Source organism: Jatrophihabitans sp. (assembly GCF_036000465.1).
Classification (GTDB): domain Bacteria; phylum Actinomycetota; class Actinomycetes; order Mycobacteriales; family Jatrophihabitantaceae; genus Jatrophihabitans.
Genome location: NZ_DASYFV010000058.1, coordinates 37,279 through 53,739 on the forward strand (window position 1 = coordinate 37,279; position 16,461 = coordinate 53,739).

Genomic DNA, 16,461 nt, shown 5'->3' on the forward strand with positions numbered 1-16,461 from the left:
TCAGACAGGCCCGCCGCGATCCCGCGATGCGCTTCACTGCCGCACAGCGTCTCAGGGCGCAGGCGTGATCACAGGGGGATTCGATGGCCAGAACTGTCGTGAGGGCGGCCCGCCGCCGCAGCCGTCGCGCGGCCTTGGCGGCACTGACCGCCGCCGCCACCGTGCTGCCGGTCACGGCGTGGATCGGCGGTCCGGCCGCGCACGCGGCGCCCGCCGCAACCGGCTACACCGCGACCGGGCACCCGACACCCGCGCGGAAATCGACCTGCACCTCCCTCGGTAACGGGTCCCTGTGCGTGCAGGCGGCCGAGGACTCGCTGCTGCCCGGACCGGGCGCCGGCGGCGAGGGCCCGAGCAAGAACGATCCCGTGCCGCACTACAAGTGGCTGCTGAACCAGGACAACACCGGCTCGGTCACCATGCAGGCCGACGGCAAGACGCCGATCGCCGCCGAGGTCACCAAGTGCCACCCGATCACGTCCACCTGGACGAACGGCAACAAGAACTACCCGAACGGCATCGACGGATCCGGACCGATCCTCGCCGACGGCAGTCCCAACCCGGCAGCCTGCAACTGGCCCTCGATCCACAACATCACGTCGAGTCCGGTCGTCTCGAACGGCACCGACGCCGACTGGGGGCCCTCGACCCAGATCCCGTTCTACAGCCCGGCGACCGGACGCGGCCTGCAGGACGGCAAGTACCTCGTGTCGGTGACCGCCAACGGCTACCAGATCGGCGGCGCCCACATCGTCGTCAGCGGCGGGAAGATCGGCGGCCTCGACGCGACCGCCGGCGGCGCCGTGGTGGTGAGCCTGAACCCGCTGCCGCTGCCGCTGGCCAACATCCGGCTCAAGGTCTACGGCGACATGGCCTCGACGAACGCGCAATGGGACGAGCAGTCGGAGTTCGGGTTGCCCGGGTTCGCCGGCCACCTCACCGACTTCGTCGGACCCGTGAACGTCGACTACTACAACAACCCGCTGTGCACCGCCTACCTGCTGAAGCCGGACTACACCGCGACCCACCCGGACCCGACCGATTCCTACTACCAGGTGAAGCTCGGCCTCGACGGTCGGCCGATCGTGGACCCGAAGCACCACATCCGGGGCAACTTCGAGGTCGCCGGTCCGGCCACCGGCCGGTGCACCAGCGACGCCAACGGCGACATCCTGATCCCGTACCTCGCCCCGAACCGCTACGCCGCGTCGGTCATCGCCGACCCGGTCGCCGGCGTCGACCCGGTGACACGTCGCACGATCGACCCGCAGAGCGTGTGCCCCGTGCTCGGTACCGCCGACCACTCGACCGCGACCGCCGACCAGACCGACTCGTGCTGGGTGCAGACGACGACCCTCGAGGGCAACCACGACTTCGACGCGTGGCCCCAGGCCAACTCCACCGGCTACGACACCGAGCTGCTCGTTGCCGGCGAGCTGGTTCCCGAGGTGCAGTTCGGGTTCGTGCGGGCCGGCTGCATGGCGAACCCGGTGACCGGCACGGTCGACTACCGCGGCCTGACCGACCCCAACCGCTGGTTGAGCCCGGGCACGTGCGGCCACTCGCCCCGCCCGGTCGGAGCTACGCCGAGCGGTGCGATCAAGGGCCGGATCCTGGGCGCGAACGCCTACTACCCGGGCATCGGCGGCCTCGCCGGAACGGGCGGCAACACCGGCACCGCGGGCTACAAGTTCGATCGGCCGGTGCACCACCCGTGGGTGACGCTGTCCGACCTGAACAACGGCGACAAGACGATCTGGGCCGGCAACGCAGCGCTCGACGGCAGCTTCGACATCACCGGCGTGGCCGACGGCTCGTACTCCATCGCGGTGTGGGACCAGATGCAGGACTACATCTTCGACTCCTTCAACGTGACGGTCTCCGGGGGGAAGGTCGTCGACCTGGGCGTCGTGCCGCTGCTCGAGTGGTGGACCCGCATCACCGGGAAGATCTGCATCGACGCCAACGGCAACGGTCGTTGCGATCCCGGCGAGGCCGGCGTCCCGAAGTTCCTGGTGCAGAACCTCAACCGCACCAACAACCTGCAGGAGGGCGGGCAGAACACCGACGCCACCGACAGCCAGGGCAACTACGAGTTCACCGAGGCCTACCCGCTCGGCTACAACGACGTCATCCAGGCGTTCAACACGCGGTGGAAGACGACGGGCGTCACCTGGCAGGCCTGCAACGACCCGCACGAGCACACCACCCTGACGGCGGCCGTCGACGTGCAGTACAACCCGGTCATCGCGCAGTGCGGGCGTCTCGACTGGGCCGTCCAGCCCTATGCCGGGGCCACCGCGACGCAGCGCGACCCGAGCCGCGAGATCACCCGGGCCGACAACGGCGGCATCGTCGCGACCGTCGTCTACGACGCGGTGCGCAACCGCTATCTCGGCCGGACCCAGGTGCCGCAGGACTACTTCACCGGGATCCCCGGCCTGCTCACCGAGCTGTTCCAGCCGGTCAAGGCACCGGACACCGCGCCGACGACCCAGACCTGCAGCGGTCAGAACGCCCCGAACGTGAGCTACAACCACTACTACCTCAACTGCGACGGGTCCTACCGCACCACCGGCCCGTCGGGCGGCTATACCACGACCTACAGCGGCGGGCAGGTCGCGTCGACTGACCGCTACGGCAGTGCCGACCCGGGCACGGTCAACGCCTACCAGACCGAGCACTACGGACGGGCGACCGGCTGCGTCGCCCGCGACGCGAACGGGAAGATCATCTCCGGCACGCGCCGGGCCGACGGCTCGGTCCAGGGCACGATGGCCGGCGGCGTCACCGTCACCGACTTCCTGCCCGGCCTGTCGGTGGACCCGAACAGCGCGAACCCGGGCCACTACGCGCAGGCCTGCATCGAGGCCCCCGCCGCCGGCGTGAACTTCGGCCTGGGCACCGACAACCTGCCGCTGGACCCGAACGTGCCGAACGGCGACACCCACGGCTCCCAGACGGTCGACGGCAACTTCGGCCTGACCCCGACCGATCAGGCCGGGAACCCGGCCACCGGCGACTTCCTGGTGAAGGTCGACATCCCGGGGGACAAGGTGCTCAACCAGGTCTCGCCCGGCGTCGACCGGCCGCTGTACAAGATCGCCGACGAGACGAGCGCCAACAACTTCGCCGGCGCCGGCCTCGCCGGGTACACCGACGACCTGGGGACCGGCGCGGCGGACCAGCCCGGGCACGCGAGCACGCCCCAGTTCGTGCCGCAGAACGCCGACCTGAGCAAGGTGTACAACGCCGACGGCTCGGCGCACACGAACCTCGGTTCGAGTTGCCCGAGTCTCGACGGCACGGGCGGCACGCGTGGCTGCGTGGCGTTCAGCTTCCCGCCCCAGGCGCCCAAGCCGGACCAGATGGCGCCGGCCGTGCCGGTCACCGGCAGCGACTCCCCGACGTCGTTGGTCGAGGACCCGAACACCGCGGCGCCCTCCCCGGACGTCCAGTGCGCCGGAGCGCAGTTCTCCGTGCACGTCACCGACCCCGGGCTGTTGTCGGCCGGCGGCAGCCCGATGGAGGGCATCACCCGCAACGCGTGCGACGTCCACCTGGTGCACGTGGGCGGTGGCCAGTCCGTCGCGCCGAACTTCTACCTCTACACCGACGTCCCGATCCCGACGACGTTCATCGTGCAGAACTTCGACGACACGAACCTCTCGACGAACAAGGCGGAGACCCAGTACGGCGACGCCGCCCCGATCCCGAACTCGCCGGAGGGCGTGTACGACTGGCACGGCAACCTCGTCGACCAGATGAACATCGACCCGAACGGCATCGCCGAGGCGCTCATGCCCTCCACCGACGTGGCCGACTGCGCGACGCCGGCCGGCACCTGCCAGAACACGTACCGCTTCGTCGGCAACGACCCGGGCACAATCGACCACCCGAACGTCAACTACAACCCGCAGTTCCAGACCATCACGGCGAACTTCCAGGCCCTGCCGGGCGTGTTCACCCCGGCCGACACCGCACCCATCCGCAGCGCCCTCGCCTTCATCAACAGCGGGCAGAAGTTCTCCGCCGCCGCGGACTGCGGCGTGGGCAGCACCAGTGCCACCCCGGCCGCCACCCCGCAGCTGTTCTCCGTGAACCGGCCCTACACGGACTCGACCGCGGCCCACCCGCGCCAGATCGTCATCAAGGGCCTCGGCTTCGGCGCGGTGCAGGGCTCCGGGAAGGTCACCCTCACCGGCGTCGGTGGGGCCAACGCGACGACCGTCACCACGTGGTCCGACACCGAGATCGACGTCACCGTGCCGACCCAGGTCGTACCCGGCAAGTACGAGCTGTCGATCACGAACGGTTCCGGCACGACGACGGTGAACGGCATCAGCTACTACGTCATCGACACCGGCCCGAATTCCACCTACGACCCGCCGGTGCTCGAGGTCGGCTCCGGACCGGACTTCAGCACCGAGGCCACGAACCTCGCCGGCTGGGAGAAGCAGACCAAGTTCCCGAGCATCCAGGAGGCCGTCGAGCGCGCGGCCGGCTACTGGTTGCGGCCGACGAACAACGGCACCACGCTGACCTACACCCGCGAGCTCACGGACCGGCTGACGAACGCGATCGTGGTCGTCTACCCGGCCGCGCACAACCAGCAGTCGCCGGCCAACAGCGCGGTGTCGCCCGGCGTCTGGTACGAGCCGATCATCCTGCACTCGGCCGTCACCGTGCAGGGCGTCGGCCCGGGCGGGGTGCAGCCGGCCGCGGGCGCCACGCCGGCCACCGCGGTCCCGGGATCCGTGATCGACGGGCGGTACTACTTCAGCCTGACCGACACGACGACGACCCCGCCGGCCGCCATCGACTGGTCGACGGCGCCGCAGGACGCCCGCGCCCAGCACTCGGTGGACGTCTGGCAGGTCATCGCGAACCAGCTGTTCCCGAACACCCCGGCCACCGACAACAAGCTGGTGACCGAGGGCCAGGACGTCACCGTGCTCGCGGAGGCGGGGCAGCCCGAGTACGGCCCGAATGCGCACCCCGTGCTCGACGGGTTCGGCGTGCAGGCCTCGGTCACGATCAACACGCCCGCCAACGTCAACGCCAGCACCGGGCAGCGCACCGGCCCGGCCGGCGGCGCCGACGCCACGCAGGGCGGCGCGATCTTCCTCAACGGCCACGACGACTCGACCCAGGTGACCAACAACGTCATCGACGGCAACCAGGGTTCCTACGGCGCCATCCGCGTGGGCAGCCCGCAACTGGACAACCAGCACAACTGGAACGTCGAGTTCGGCAACAACCAGATCATCGCCAACGGCGGCAACAACCTCGGCGGCGGGATGGCGATCTTCAACGACGCCGGCGGCTACAACGTGCACGACAACCTGATCTGCGGGAACCAGTCGGCCGAGTACGGCGGCGGGATGAGCCAGTACGGGCTGAGCGTCGCCCCGGTCGACCTCACCGGCACGATCACCTCGTCACGCAATGGGAGGACCCAGACCCTCACCCTGCCGAGCACCGGTCCGGCGCGCTTCGCCCCCGGGGACAGCGGCCGGCCGGTCGCCGGTGACGGGCTGGTCGGCGTCACGATCGGGAGCGTCAGCAAGGACGGCAGTTCGGCGACGCTGAACGGATCGGTCGACGCGGCGACCTTCAACAGGTCGTTGACGTTCCGCTACGTCCCGAGCGCGGCGCCGGCCCAGACCGCATCCAACCTGATCGCGCACAACACGGTGGCGCTCAACCAGAGCCAGGACGAGGGCGGCGGCATCATGATCGCCGGCCAGCTGCCGCAGGACTCGACCAAGCCGTCGCTGGGCGCCGGTCCGGTCACGATCACCGGGAACACGATCTCGGCGAACGCGGCCAACGACGATGGCGGCGGGCTGCGGTTCCTGCAGGCGGGCAACTACCCGATGCGGGTCGAGAACAACATGATCAACGACAACGTCTCGGCGCACGAGGGCGGCGGCATCTCGATCGACGACACGTCGCAGGTCACGATCATCAACGACACGATCGCGAAGAACATCACCACCGCCACGGCGGCGACCAGCAACGGCTCGCCCGCCCCGGCCGGCATCTCGACGGCGTACAACAGCGGTCCGTTCCAGGCGTCGCTGCCAACCGGGAGCCCGGCGTGGTCCAACCCGGTGATCGCCAACGACATCGTCTACGACAACCGGGCCGGTTCCTGGAACGCCGGGGTGAGCGATGTGAGCGGTATCGGCCAGCCGGGGGACAAGACCGGGCTGAACGTCTGGGACATCGGCATCGCCGATCTCTTACCGGGACTGCTGACCCCGACCCGCTCGGTGCTGAGCACCGCGCCCGGCGCAGCCGGCGGCGAGGGCTACACGGGGTCGTCGACCAACATCGTGACCGCGCCCCCCACGACCGCGTCGTCCAACGCCGTCGGGTTCACCGCGCCGTTCAACCTCACGCTGCAGATCGCGCCGATGCGGATCAACTTCCGGTTCCGCGTCACCGCGATCGTGAACATCGGGCTGCCGGACAACGCGATCGGCAACTACCGGATCACCTCGACGTCGCCCGCGTACACCGCGGGCCGGGGAACGGTGAGTCCGACGCCCGGCGCGCCCTATCCGGCCATCACGATCAACGCACCGCCGGTGGACATCTACGGCGTCGCGCGGCTCATGACACCACCGAGCGCCTCGAGGTACGACGCCGGCGCGGCGCAGGCGACGTCATGAGCGGGCCGACCCGAATCCGGCAAGGGCGCACCCCTGCCAGCACCGTGCACGAGAGCCAGCCAGAGAGGTCCGGACCGATGAGTGAAATGGCAGACAACCCGGCGGTCGGGGTGACGCCACCGGCCCCCGCCGCCGGGGGTGGGCTGGGGCGGTCGATCTCGCGGCGCAGCCTGCTCACCACGCTGGTCGTGGCCGGCGGGGGCGGGGCCGCGCTGCTGCTCGGCCGGGACCGCGCGCCGCAGGCGAGCCCGGCCCGGCTGGCGTCGAGCGTCGCCCCGGTGAAGGCGTACTCCCTCGCCGGTACCGACGGCTGGGTGTCGATGCCGGCCCAGGCCCGTGCCATGCCGCCCTACTTCCCGGACCCGCTCGCTCCGGCCAACGGCAACAGCACCGGCAATGCGCGTCAGGACCGGTTCAACATGTACGCGTTCGGGTTCCGCGACGTGACCCGGTACAACCCGGCGACCTCGGCGTCGGTGTCCCAGTTCCTCGTCGAGAACGTGAAGAACCACGTCCAGATCTCGGCGCCGTTGATCTACGCGCAGGCCGGCCAGGACCTGCGACTCACGCTGTTCAACCTGGGCATGGGCAACCGGCCCGACCTGTTCGACAGCCACACGATCCATTTCCACGGCTTCGCCAACCAGATCGCCTACTTCGACGGGGTGCCGGACGCGTCGCTGTCGGTGCCGCCGGGACAGGCGCTGCACTACCGCTACCTGCCGGTCGACCCCGGGACGTACATGTACCACTGCCACGTCGAGGACGTGGAGCACGTGCAGATGGGCATGAACGGGCAGGTGTTCATCGCGCCGCGCAAGGGCGTCAACTACGCCTACGACGCGCCGGGCGGGCGCGACGCAGCGCCCACCGACTCGACCCGGTTCGACCGGCAGTTCTCGCTCCACCTCTCCGAGCTGTTCCCGCAGGGCCACTTCGGCGACTCGCACATCCAGGACACCGACTGGACCGACTTCACCGGCTTCTTCCGCCTGATGAACGGGCGGGCCTACCCCGACACCGTCCAGCCGCACGCAGGCGACTACCCGACGGGCGCACCGGGCGATCCGGACGCGCCGATGACGGGCAGCGGCGCCACGCTGGTGGACGAGAAGCGACTGCGGTTCCAGCCGCTGTCGGCGCTCATCCAGGGCGAGAGCGGCGAGTACGTGCTGGTGCGGGTCTCGCACCTCGGCTACGAGCAGCACTCGCTCGTGCTGCCCGGGCTGCCGATGACGGTGATCGGGCAGGACGCGAAGTTCCTCGGCACGGGCCGCAGCGGCTACTACCCGGACTACCAGTACGCCAACGGCACCGCCCTGCAGCAGCAGCGCGAGCCCGACGCTGTCCGGGGCGACATCGAGACCCAGACGAATCGCGTGGACCTCGGCCCGGGCGAGAGCCGTGACCTCCTGATCGGCCCGCTGCCGACGGTCTCAGCGATGACGGTGTTCCCGTTCTACGACCGCGAGTTCGGCTACCTCAACGGTTCGGACCCGACCGCCGGCTACGGGGGCATGCGCACAGAGGTGCACGTGTACCCCGCGGGCGGCCTCCAGCGACCGTCCTCGTCGGAGATCAGCCTGCTGACGGGCGGGGCGGACGCCAGCACGCTGGATCTCGCCGGCAACACCGTCCAGAACTTCGCGCAGTCGGGTGGCGGCTGGACCTACGCCGACGGAAGCCCGATCGTCCAAGCCTTTCCCGGCAAGATCTACCCGGCCGTCTGATGAGGGACGACATGTCAGCTGACCCCACCGCCGGCCCGGCCCGGCCGGCTCGCACCCGCACGGCGTTCCGCGTGCTACCCGCTGCCGCCCTCGTACTCGCCGCGTGCTTCGCACCGCTCACGTTCGGATCGTCGGCCTCGGCCGGGCCCGTCCCCGCGACGCAGGCCGAGGGCCTGGTGTGTGCACCGGGCTCCACGGCCGACTTCTACCACCCGCCGAAGGCCCCGTTGCCGACGAATCCGAGCTTCGTCCTCACGGCCCAGGACGGCTACATCTCCACGCCCGACGGGAACTCGATCTACATGTGGGGTTACGCCATCGGTGGCGGGAACTACCAGGACCCCGGCCCGGTGCTGTGCGTCAACGAGGGCGACACGGTCACGGTCACCCTGCGGAACACCCTGCCTGTGGCGACCTCGCTGCAGTTCCCCGGCATGACCGGCGTGCAGGCCAACGGGCGCGACTCCCAGCCCGACGGCGCGACGGACTCGTTGGCCACTCCGGCGGCCGCCGACGCCGGGTCGGCCCCGAACCGCATCGACACGGGCGGCATCACCAAGGTCACCTACACCTTCGTCGCCGACCACCCCGGCACCTTCCTCTACGAATCCGGGACCGACCCGCAACTTCAGGTGCAGATGGGCCTGGCCGGTGCGATCGTCGTCCGCCCGCGCGCCGGCAACCCGTGCCTTGCCGGAAGCGTGAGCGCCGGCACGGTGTGCACCCCTTCGGCCCATGTGTACGACGACCCCGGGGCCACGCCCGGCATGGCCACCGACCCCGCGAGCTGCGCGAAGGTGTCCGGCGGACTCGCCTGCTTCTCGACGTTCAATCCCAAGAACGAGTACCTGCACCTGCTGAGCGAGATCGACCCGAAGCTGCACGAGGACGCGGAGTCCGGCACGTACAGCTACGACATGACCGCCTACCAGGCCCGGTACTTCTTCATCAACGGACGCAGCTTCCCCGACACGGTCTCGCCCAACTTCGCCGCGCACGTCCCGGCGCAGCCCTACGGCGCCCTGGTGCACATCCAGCCCCGCAACACCCAGCCGGGGACGGACTACAACCCCGATCCGGCGCTGGTGCGCTACCTCAACGCGGGACCGGTCGACTACCCGTTCCACCCGCACTCGAACAACGAGCGCGAGGTGGGCTTCGACGCCCACGCGCTGATCAACCCGACCGGCTCGGCGACCCCGACCGATGCGTCGGTGGACCGGTTCAGCATCGTGGTGCCGCCCGGCGGCACCATCGACTCCGAGTTCGCGTGGGTCGACCAGGCCAACTGGGACCCGAAGACGCACGCGATCAACAGCGGCGGGGCCGGCGACGTGATCGTCCCCCAGCAGCAGGCGCGCACCGAGGGCCAGTTCTGGAACGGCACGCCGTACCTGGGGCGCAAGGCCGACCTGTCGACCGGGGTCACCCAGTACAACCAGTGCGGCGAGATGTACCAGGTCGCGCACAGCCACGCCCTGTTCCAGGCGACCAACTACGGCGCGTCCATGGGCGGCATGTTGACCATGATCCGCATCGACCCACCCAACTCCTTCAGCGAACACGCGCAATGCACGACGGGGAACTGACATGAGCACGAGGACCTCACACGCGTCCGGGCCGATGCGACCGGCACCGCGCCGGCGCGGGTCGCGCACCGGGCGGGCACTCACGGCCGTGGTCGTGACGCTCCTGGCGACCACCACGTCCGCGCTCGTCGCGCCGGCGACAGGTGGTGCAGTACCCGCGGCGGCGAAGGCCACCCCCCGACCGACGCCGCCGCGGGCCCACCGGGTCACCGGGCCGCGCGTGCACCTCGCCGCCTCGTTGCGGGGCCTGACGACGACCTTCCAGGCGTCGTCGACGGCCGCCGTGGGCGACTACTGGTGGGCCTGCTTCGGCGACCGGCCCTGCAGTGCCGCGGCTCCGGACGCGCACGGCTCGGTCGGCGCCGGCGGCGCGGTGGCCCCGTTCAGCCACGCCTACGCTCGCGCCGGACGGTACCCGGCCAGCATCACCGTGCTTCTCGGGGCGCGCACGATCAGCTCGGCCCACCTCGTCAAGGTCCGTCCCAACACCCTCACCGCAGTGCTGACCGCCGACGGCCGGCACGGCACCGGTGCTCTGCCGGTGGCCTTCGACGCCACCCAGTCGGTTGCCGGCCGCGGGACCACGTGGGCGTTCTGCTACGGCGACGGCCGCCACTGCACGCGCGCCCACCCCGACGCGAGCGGGACGATCACGCCCGCCGCCCCGCGCATCACCCTGCCGACCGCGAGCGCGCACGTCTACACCGCCGGTCGGTTCACCGCGACGCTGTGGCTCGCCAGCGGGGCCGCGACGTCACGGGCCTCGGTCCTGGTCGCCGTCACGCCACCCGTGCCGGCGCCGGACGCGACCTGCACGGCCGTCGGCGCGGTGCGCACCTGCGACCTCTACGCCAAGTCGACCGGCAGCGTGACGGTCGGCGGGTCGACCATCCCGTTCTGGGGCTTCACCCTCAGCGACGCGGCAACCCCGCACCTCGGCGGCCCGACCCTGATCGCGACCGAGGGGGAGCAGCTCGCGTTCACCGTGCACAACCAGCTCGATCCGAAAGCGGGCAACGTTGCGATCACCGTGCCGTCGCTGGCGGGCGCGCCGGACCTGACCGGCGTGCAGCCGGGGCAGAGCGGGCCGTCGAGCACCCTCACCCTGACGCGGCCCGGAACCTATGTCTACGAGGCCGGGCTGACCTCGGGCGGCGAGCGGCAGGTTGCGATGGGGCTGTCCGGAGTTCTGATCGTCCGGCCCTCGGTCGCCACCGCGGCCAATGCCACCCACTGCGCCTACGAGGCCGCGCCGACGGCGGCCGACTGCGTGGCCGCGCACGACCCGCTCAACTACTTCGACCAGGAGAAGACGGTCGTCGTCAACGAGCTGGACGCCGGGTTCAACGCCGACCCCTTCGGGTCCGACACGGCCGAGTACCACCCCACGAACTACTTCATCGACGGCGTGGCCTACGACCCGAGCAAACCCGCCCTCGACCCGTCGGCGGCGGGCTTCGATCCCGCGCTCGACAACGTGCGGCTCGATGCCGCGGCCGGCAACTCGGTGCTGCTGCGCTACGCCGACCTGGGCCTGCGCGAGCACTCGATGAACCTGGACAACCTGCTGCAGTCCGAGACGGCGCGCGACGGCTTCGCCCTGCCGTACGCGGGCAGCCAGAACACCGAGTTCCTGAACGCCGGCGAGTCCGCCGACGCGTTCGTGACGATCCCGGCCGATGCCGTCACCGGGACCCGGTTCCCGCTGTACGACGCCGGCTTCCACCTGAACAACGGTGACGCGGGCGGCCTCGGTGGCATGTACACCTACCTGGACGTCACCGCCGGGACCACGGCGAAGGACGTGGGGCCGGTCGGCTCGACCGCGACCGCCGACCCGACCTTCGACCCGAACCTTCAGAACGTCGACAACGGCCAGGTGCCGTCGCTCGCCGTCCACGGCGACTTCACCGCCCAGGCGACGGCCGCGACGGTGAGCTCGGTGCACTGGGCGCTCGACGGGGTCCCCGGCCCGACCGGACCCTGGCAGCCGACCACGGCCGCCCCGGTACCGCCGACCGCGACCACCGCGGCGTTCGACTTCACCGTCAGCTCGGTCGAGCTGATGGCCCTGCTCGGCACCGAACCCGACCGCGTCTTCGGCGAGCACACGCTGTGGCTGCAGGCCACCGACTCGGCCGGCAACCCCGGACCGGCCATCGGCGCATCGTTCACCCTGGCGATGCGCGACCCGGTGATCTCGACCCTGTCGATCAGCCCCGAGGTGACCAACGGCGTCACGACCGATGCGAACCAGCAGCAGCAGGCGAGCACCACCGTCGCGGCCGCGTCGAACGGTCAACTCCTGCCGCAGTCGACCCTCACCGTCGACACGACGGCCGGCTTCCCGGCCAAGTGCCAGACGCCGACCGAGTGCCAGATCACCGTGGGTACGACGATCGCCTCCGGCCCGTCGACCGGTGCCGTCGTGGACCAGGCGTTCACCTACGCCGCGACGACGCCGACGACGTTCACCGGCCTGGCGCTGGTCGCCCCGGACACCGCCGGCGTGTACCGGTTCAGCACCGGCGGCACGGTGCTGCTCGACTCGGTGCCGTCGGGTTATGTCGCGGTCGACGCGACCGCCACGGCTTCGCTGCCGGGCTGGGTCATCGACGGCGCGCAGGCCTGCGTGACGCCGGTGAATCCGACGCCGGTGAATCCGCTGGGGGCACCCGCACCGACCGTTGCGAGTGGCGTGGAGGCGGCCTGCACGGCGGCCAACATCTACGACCTGACGACGAACGGTCCGGCCGCCCTCGCCGCGGTGAACGGCTTCGTGCCGCCGCCGACCCCGACCCTCGACCCGGAGCAGTACTGGGTCGTCGTGCGGGCCCAGGAGGGTCCGGACGGGCAGCCCTGCACCGCGCCGGGCACGTGCCGCTGGAGCCCGTGGCTCTACTACCCGACCAACGCCGCGGCCGACCCGGCGACCTACCGCACCCTCACCATGATCACGACCGGTCCGAGCACGAGCGCGGTGAGCGTCAGCCCGAACCCGAACAACGGCTTCGACGCCGCGCCGGGCAACCTCGGGCTCGTCGACTCCTTCGACGTGACCGCGACCTCGACGTCGCCCGCGGCGGACATCCTGCTGGCCGAGGCGTTCGTGGCCCCGACCAGCCGGGCCGGAGGCACGACGATCCTCGACCCGCCGCAGTGCACCACCGATCCGACCACACCGGCCGGCTGCGTGGTCTTCGGGCAGGGCGCCGAGATGACGCCGTCCCGCGGTACGTGGGGGCACAGCCTGACCGAGACGTCGACGGCCTTCCTGCCGCTGTCCGCCCTGCAGGGCCTGCCGGACGGCCTCGTCCGGGTGTGGGTCCACTCGCAGGACGTCGCCGGCAACTGGGGACCGTTCACCGCGGCCGACGTGACCCTTGACCACTCGGCGCCCGTGATGGACTCCGTGGTGAACCCCGCGGCAACGGCGCCGACCACCACGGCCCAGGTACCGCTCTTCCCGCCGGTGCGGCTGCCGCTCCCGGCCGCCGGAGTGATCCTGCCGGTCGCATCCACCGCCGGGTTCCCGACCACGGGTGGGACCATCTCCATCGTCACCGCGCCGGGTGGCCTCCAGACTTTCCACTACACCGGGGTGAAGAGCGGCCCTGCCGCGCTGACCGGCGTCACGGGCGGTACCGGCGGCGGGCAGCTGGGGAACTACATCTTCCGCGGCTCCCAGGTGAAGCTGGTCGTCGCCTTCACCGGCAGCGTGCAGGTGACGGCGCACGACGTCCCGGCCAACGGGGTGTCGAGCGGGATCTCCGGGGCCGAGTACTTCACCGGCACCGATCCCGGACCGGGCAACGCCACGGCGGTGAGCCCGGCCCCGACGACCGCGCCCACCCTGGGCGGGACCGTGAACTTCACGATCGGCGGGTTCAAGGCCGGGGACACGGTGAACGTCCGGGTGCAGGACGCCGCGGGCAACTGGAGCGCGGCGTCGGCGGTGAAGCTGTGACGGCGGCGATCGTGTCGGAACGGGACCCGTCCGCGGGGGCGGCCGCGGATGCCGACGCGCTGCGGACGGTCTCGCGCCGCGCGCTCGCCCTCTACCTCGCCGCGGTCGTGGCGCTCACCGCGACGATCCTCGGGATGCGGCTCGCGAGCCACCACGCGAGCGGGCTCCCGACGCCGGTCTCGGTGGCCCATCCCGCCGCCCCGGTCCCGGCCGCGCCGCAGGTCGAGGCGGTGTGGGGGCTTCGGTTCACCGACGTCATCGTGCTGGCCGACAACGGGGGGGTGGAGTTGCGCTACCAGGTGATCGACGCCGCCAAGGCGGCGAAGATCCACCTCGGCGATGCGACCTCGAACCAGCTGCCCAGCCTCGAGGTCGAGGGGACGAGTGCGCGGATCACGCCGAGTTCGGTGCTCATGCACTTCCACCACGGTGACGCCGTCTCGGGCCAGAGCTACTCGATCGTCTACGGCAACGCCGGCGGTGTCGTGCACAGCGGCGGCTTCGTCACGATCGTCATGAAGGACGGGCTGACGATCAAGCACGTCCAGGTCTCGGACTGAGCCGGCGGTGGGCGACATGCGCAACCGACCCCGGGCCCGTTCGTGGCCGGCCGGGCTCGTCGGGGCGGCGGCGCTGCTCGCCGCCTGCACGTCGAGCGTCGCGGGGCCGGACTCGCACGGTCCGCTCAGCCTGGTCAGCTCGGCCTTCGCCCGGGGCGGTTCCATCCCGGTCACCTTCAGCTGCTCGGGCGCCGATGTCGCGCCGCCGCTGACCTGGCACGGAGCGACACCGGCCGGTACGTCGACCTGGGCGATCGTCATGACCGACCTCGACGTGCGACCCGGGCCATGGGTGCAGTGGCTCGTCACCGGCATCCCGCTCGGCACGCGCACGGTCTCGGCTGACGCGATCCCGGCGGCCGCGCAGATCAGCCGGGCGAGCAACGGGACGCGGGGTTACGTCGGGGCCTGCCCGCCGACCGGCGCCGTGCATCGCTACGAGTTCACCCTGTACGCCGTGGGCGGGAAGGCGAAGGTGTCGGCTGCGGCTACGGCGACCGACACCGTCAGCGCCCTCGCGCGGGGAGCGGTGGGCCAGGCTCGCATCGTCGCGAGTTTCGCCCGCTGACCGCGCCGGACGCGATGGTGGTCTAGATCTTCGGCAGCGTGATCGTCGGCAGGGGCACGGGCAGGGTCGGCGGCGTGATCGCGACCGACGGCAGGATCTTCGGCGTCGACGACGGCAGCAGGTTCGGCAGGCTCAACTTCGGCAGCGGCGCCGCCGAGGTCGCCGGGGCGGCGGGACCGGCCGGGGCCGCCGACGACGCCGCCGGCTGCGGGGCGCCCGACGAGCGGGGCGTGCCCGGGGCCGCCGCCGAACCGGCCGCGCGGGTCGGCTTCGTCGCCTTCGGCGCGCTGGAGGGGTGCGCAGCGCCGCTCTGCGCGGCCTGCGGCTGGGCCGGGCCGGCTGCGCCGCCGGAACCGCCGACCGGGATCACCGCGGTCGGGTCCGGCGGGGCGACGGCCGGGTACGCCCCGCCGTGCGCGCGCTGGTAGGCGAGCACGAAGTCCACCGCGTTCTGGGCCACGGACAGGTACTGCTGGTAAATGCCGACGTTGTAGGTCGTCCACGGCGTCCAGTCGGTGCAGCCGTTGGAGATCGTGTACATGGCGGCGGCGTTCGAGACCGCGTTCTGGTTGGCGACGGAGTCCCGCAGCCCACCCGTGCCGCGCTCGGCCCGCAGCCCGCGGATCTGCCACAGTCCGGCCGACCAGTCCCACTGGGCGGTCATCAGGGTGATGTCGCCCTGCGCGCTCGGGCTCCCGCCCGATTCGGCCATCGACACCGCGGTGGCCGTGGGCGCCGCGGCCGCGCTGCAGCCCGCTTCGAGGGCGAGCGTCGCGATGCCGACCGGGGTGAGCGTGCCGGCACCGCCGCCGTAGTTCTGGATGCTCGGGTCGACCGGCGAGGTGTTGGTCGTGGGCACCGGCGGCGTGCCGGCCGGGACCCCCTTGGTACCGGTGTCGCCGGCCAGGGTCGGCTGGGGCAGCGAGCCGTTGGACACGAGGGTGCCCACCGGCAGCAGGTAGTTGGGCTTGCTGGGGGGCAGCGTGTCGGCCGCGTTGTGGGTCGGGGTGGCACCGCCGGGGGACGACGCGGCGAGCGAGGCGGTTGCCGTCACGACGGTGACGGCGATGATCGCGCCGGCGGTCTTGCGGAAGTGCCGGTGGGCCGTGACGTCCTGGCCACGACGGTTCACCGACGCTGCGGCGGCCTTCACACGATCGCCGAATGCTGAGCCCACGATGACTACCCCCTGAAAGGTCTCGACGTAGATGCCCTGGCACGCATTCCGGTAAACACGCAGCTCATGTCGGGATCGGGCCCGCCGTCGAAAGAGTCTGTTCCCATCAACGAGGCAGGTCCCGCGAAGGTGACGGCGGCCCGAGCCGAATGCCGGGACGCAGTGAGCCTTCGGACACTGGCCGGGCGGC

7 protein-coding genes are annotated in these 16,461 nt (G+C 71.3%); 6 read left to right on the forward strand and 1 reads right to left on the reverse strand.

Annotated features, from left to right (window positions below; translation table 11 throughout):
• Window positions 1–83 precede the first annotated feature (83 nt).
• From VGN18_RS17310 to VGN18_RS17335, 6 genes are all read left to right on the forward strand, one after another.
• Window positions 84–6,680: a hypothetical protein gene (locus VGN18_RS17310; RefSeq protein ID WP_327540964.1), complete on the forward strand. Its 6,597-nt coding sequence runs from the start codon at window positions 84–86 to the stop codon at window positions 6,678–6,680.
• Window positions 6,681–6,757: 77 nt separating this feature from the next.
• Window positions 6,758–8,410: a multicopper oxidase domain-containing protein gene (locus VGN18_RS17315; protein WP_327540965.1), complete on the forward strand. Its 1,653-nt coding sequence runs from the start codon at window positions 6,758–6,760 to the stop codon at window positions 8,408–8,410.
• An 11-nt stretch (window positions 8,411–8,421) separates the two neighbouring features.
• Entirely contained in the window at window positions 8,422–9,999 is a 1,578-nt protein-coding gene (locus VGN18_RS17320; RefSeq protein WP_327540966.1) for a multicopper oxidase domain-containing protein, read from the forward strand.
• A gap of 94 nt (window positions 10,000–10,093) precedes the next feature.
• Window positions 10,094–13,966 carry a hypothetical protein gene (locus VGN18_RS17325; RefSeq protein ID WP_327540967.1) on the forward strand — a complete coding sequence of 1,291 codons (3,873 nt, stop codon included), beginning with the start codon at window positions 10,094–10,096 and terminating at the stop codon, window positions 13,964–13,966.
• A gap of 11 nt (window positions 13,967–13,977) precedes the next feature.
• Window positions 13,978–14,526 carry a hypothetical protein gene (locus VGN18_RS17330; RefSeq protein WP_327540968.1) on the forward strand — a complete coding sequence of 183 codons (549 nt, stop codon included), beginning with the start codon at window positions 13,978–13,980 and terminating at the stop codon, window positions 14,524–14,526.
• A 16-nt stretch (window positions 14,527–14,542) separates the two neighbouring features.
• Window positions 14,543–15,094, forward strand: a complete 552-nt coding sequence (locus VGN18_RS17335; RefSeq protein ID WP_327540969.1) for a YbhB/YbcL family Raf kinase inhibitor-like protein — start codon at window positions 14,543–14,545, stop codon at window positions 15,092–15,094.
• 22 nt (window positions 15,095–15,116) lie between these two features.
• On the opposite strand, the gene VGN18_RS17340 is transcribed toward VGN18_RS17335, so the two are convergent.
• Entirely contained in the window at window positions 15,117–16,247 is a 1,131-nt protein-coding gene (locus VGN18_RS17340) for a hypothetical protein (RefSeq protein ID WP_327540970.1), read from the reverse strand.
• Between the last annotated feature and the right edge of the window lie 214 nt (window positions 16,248–16,461).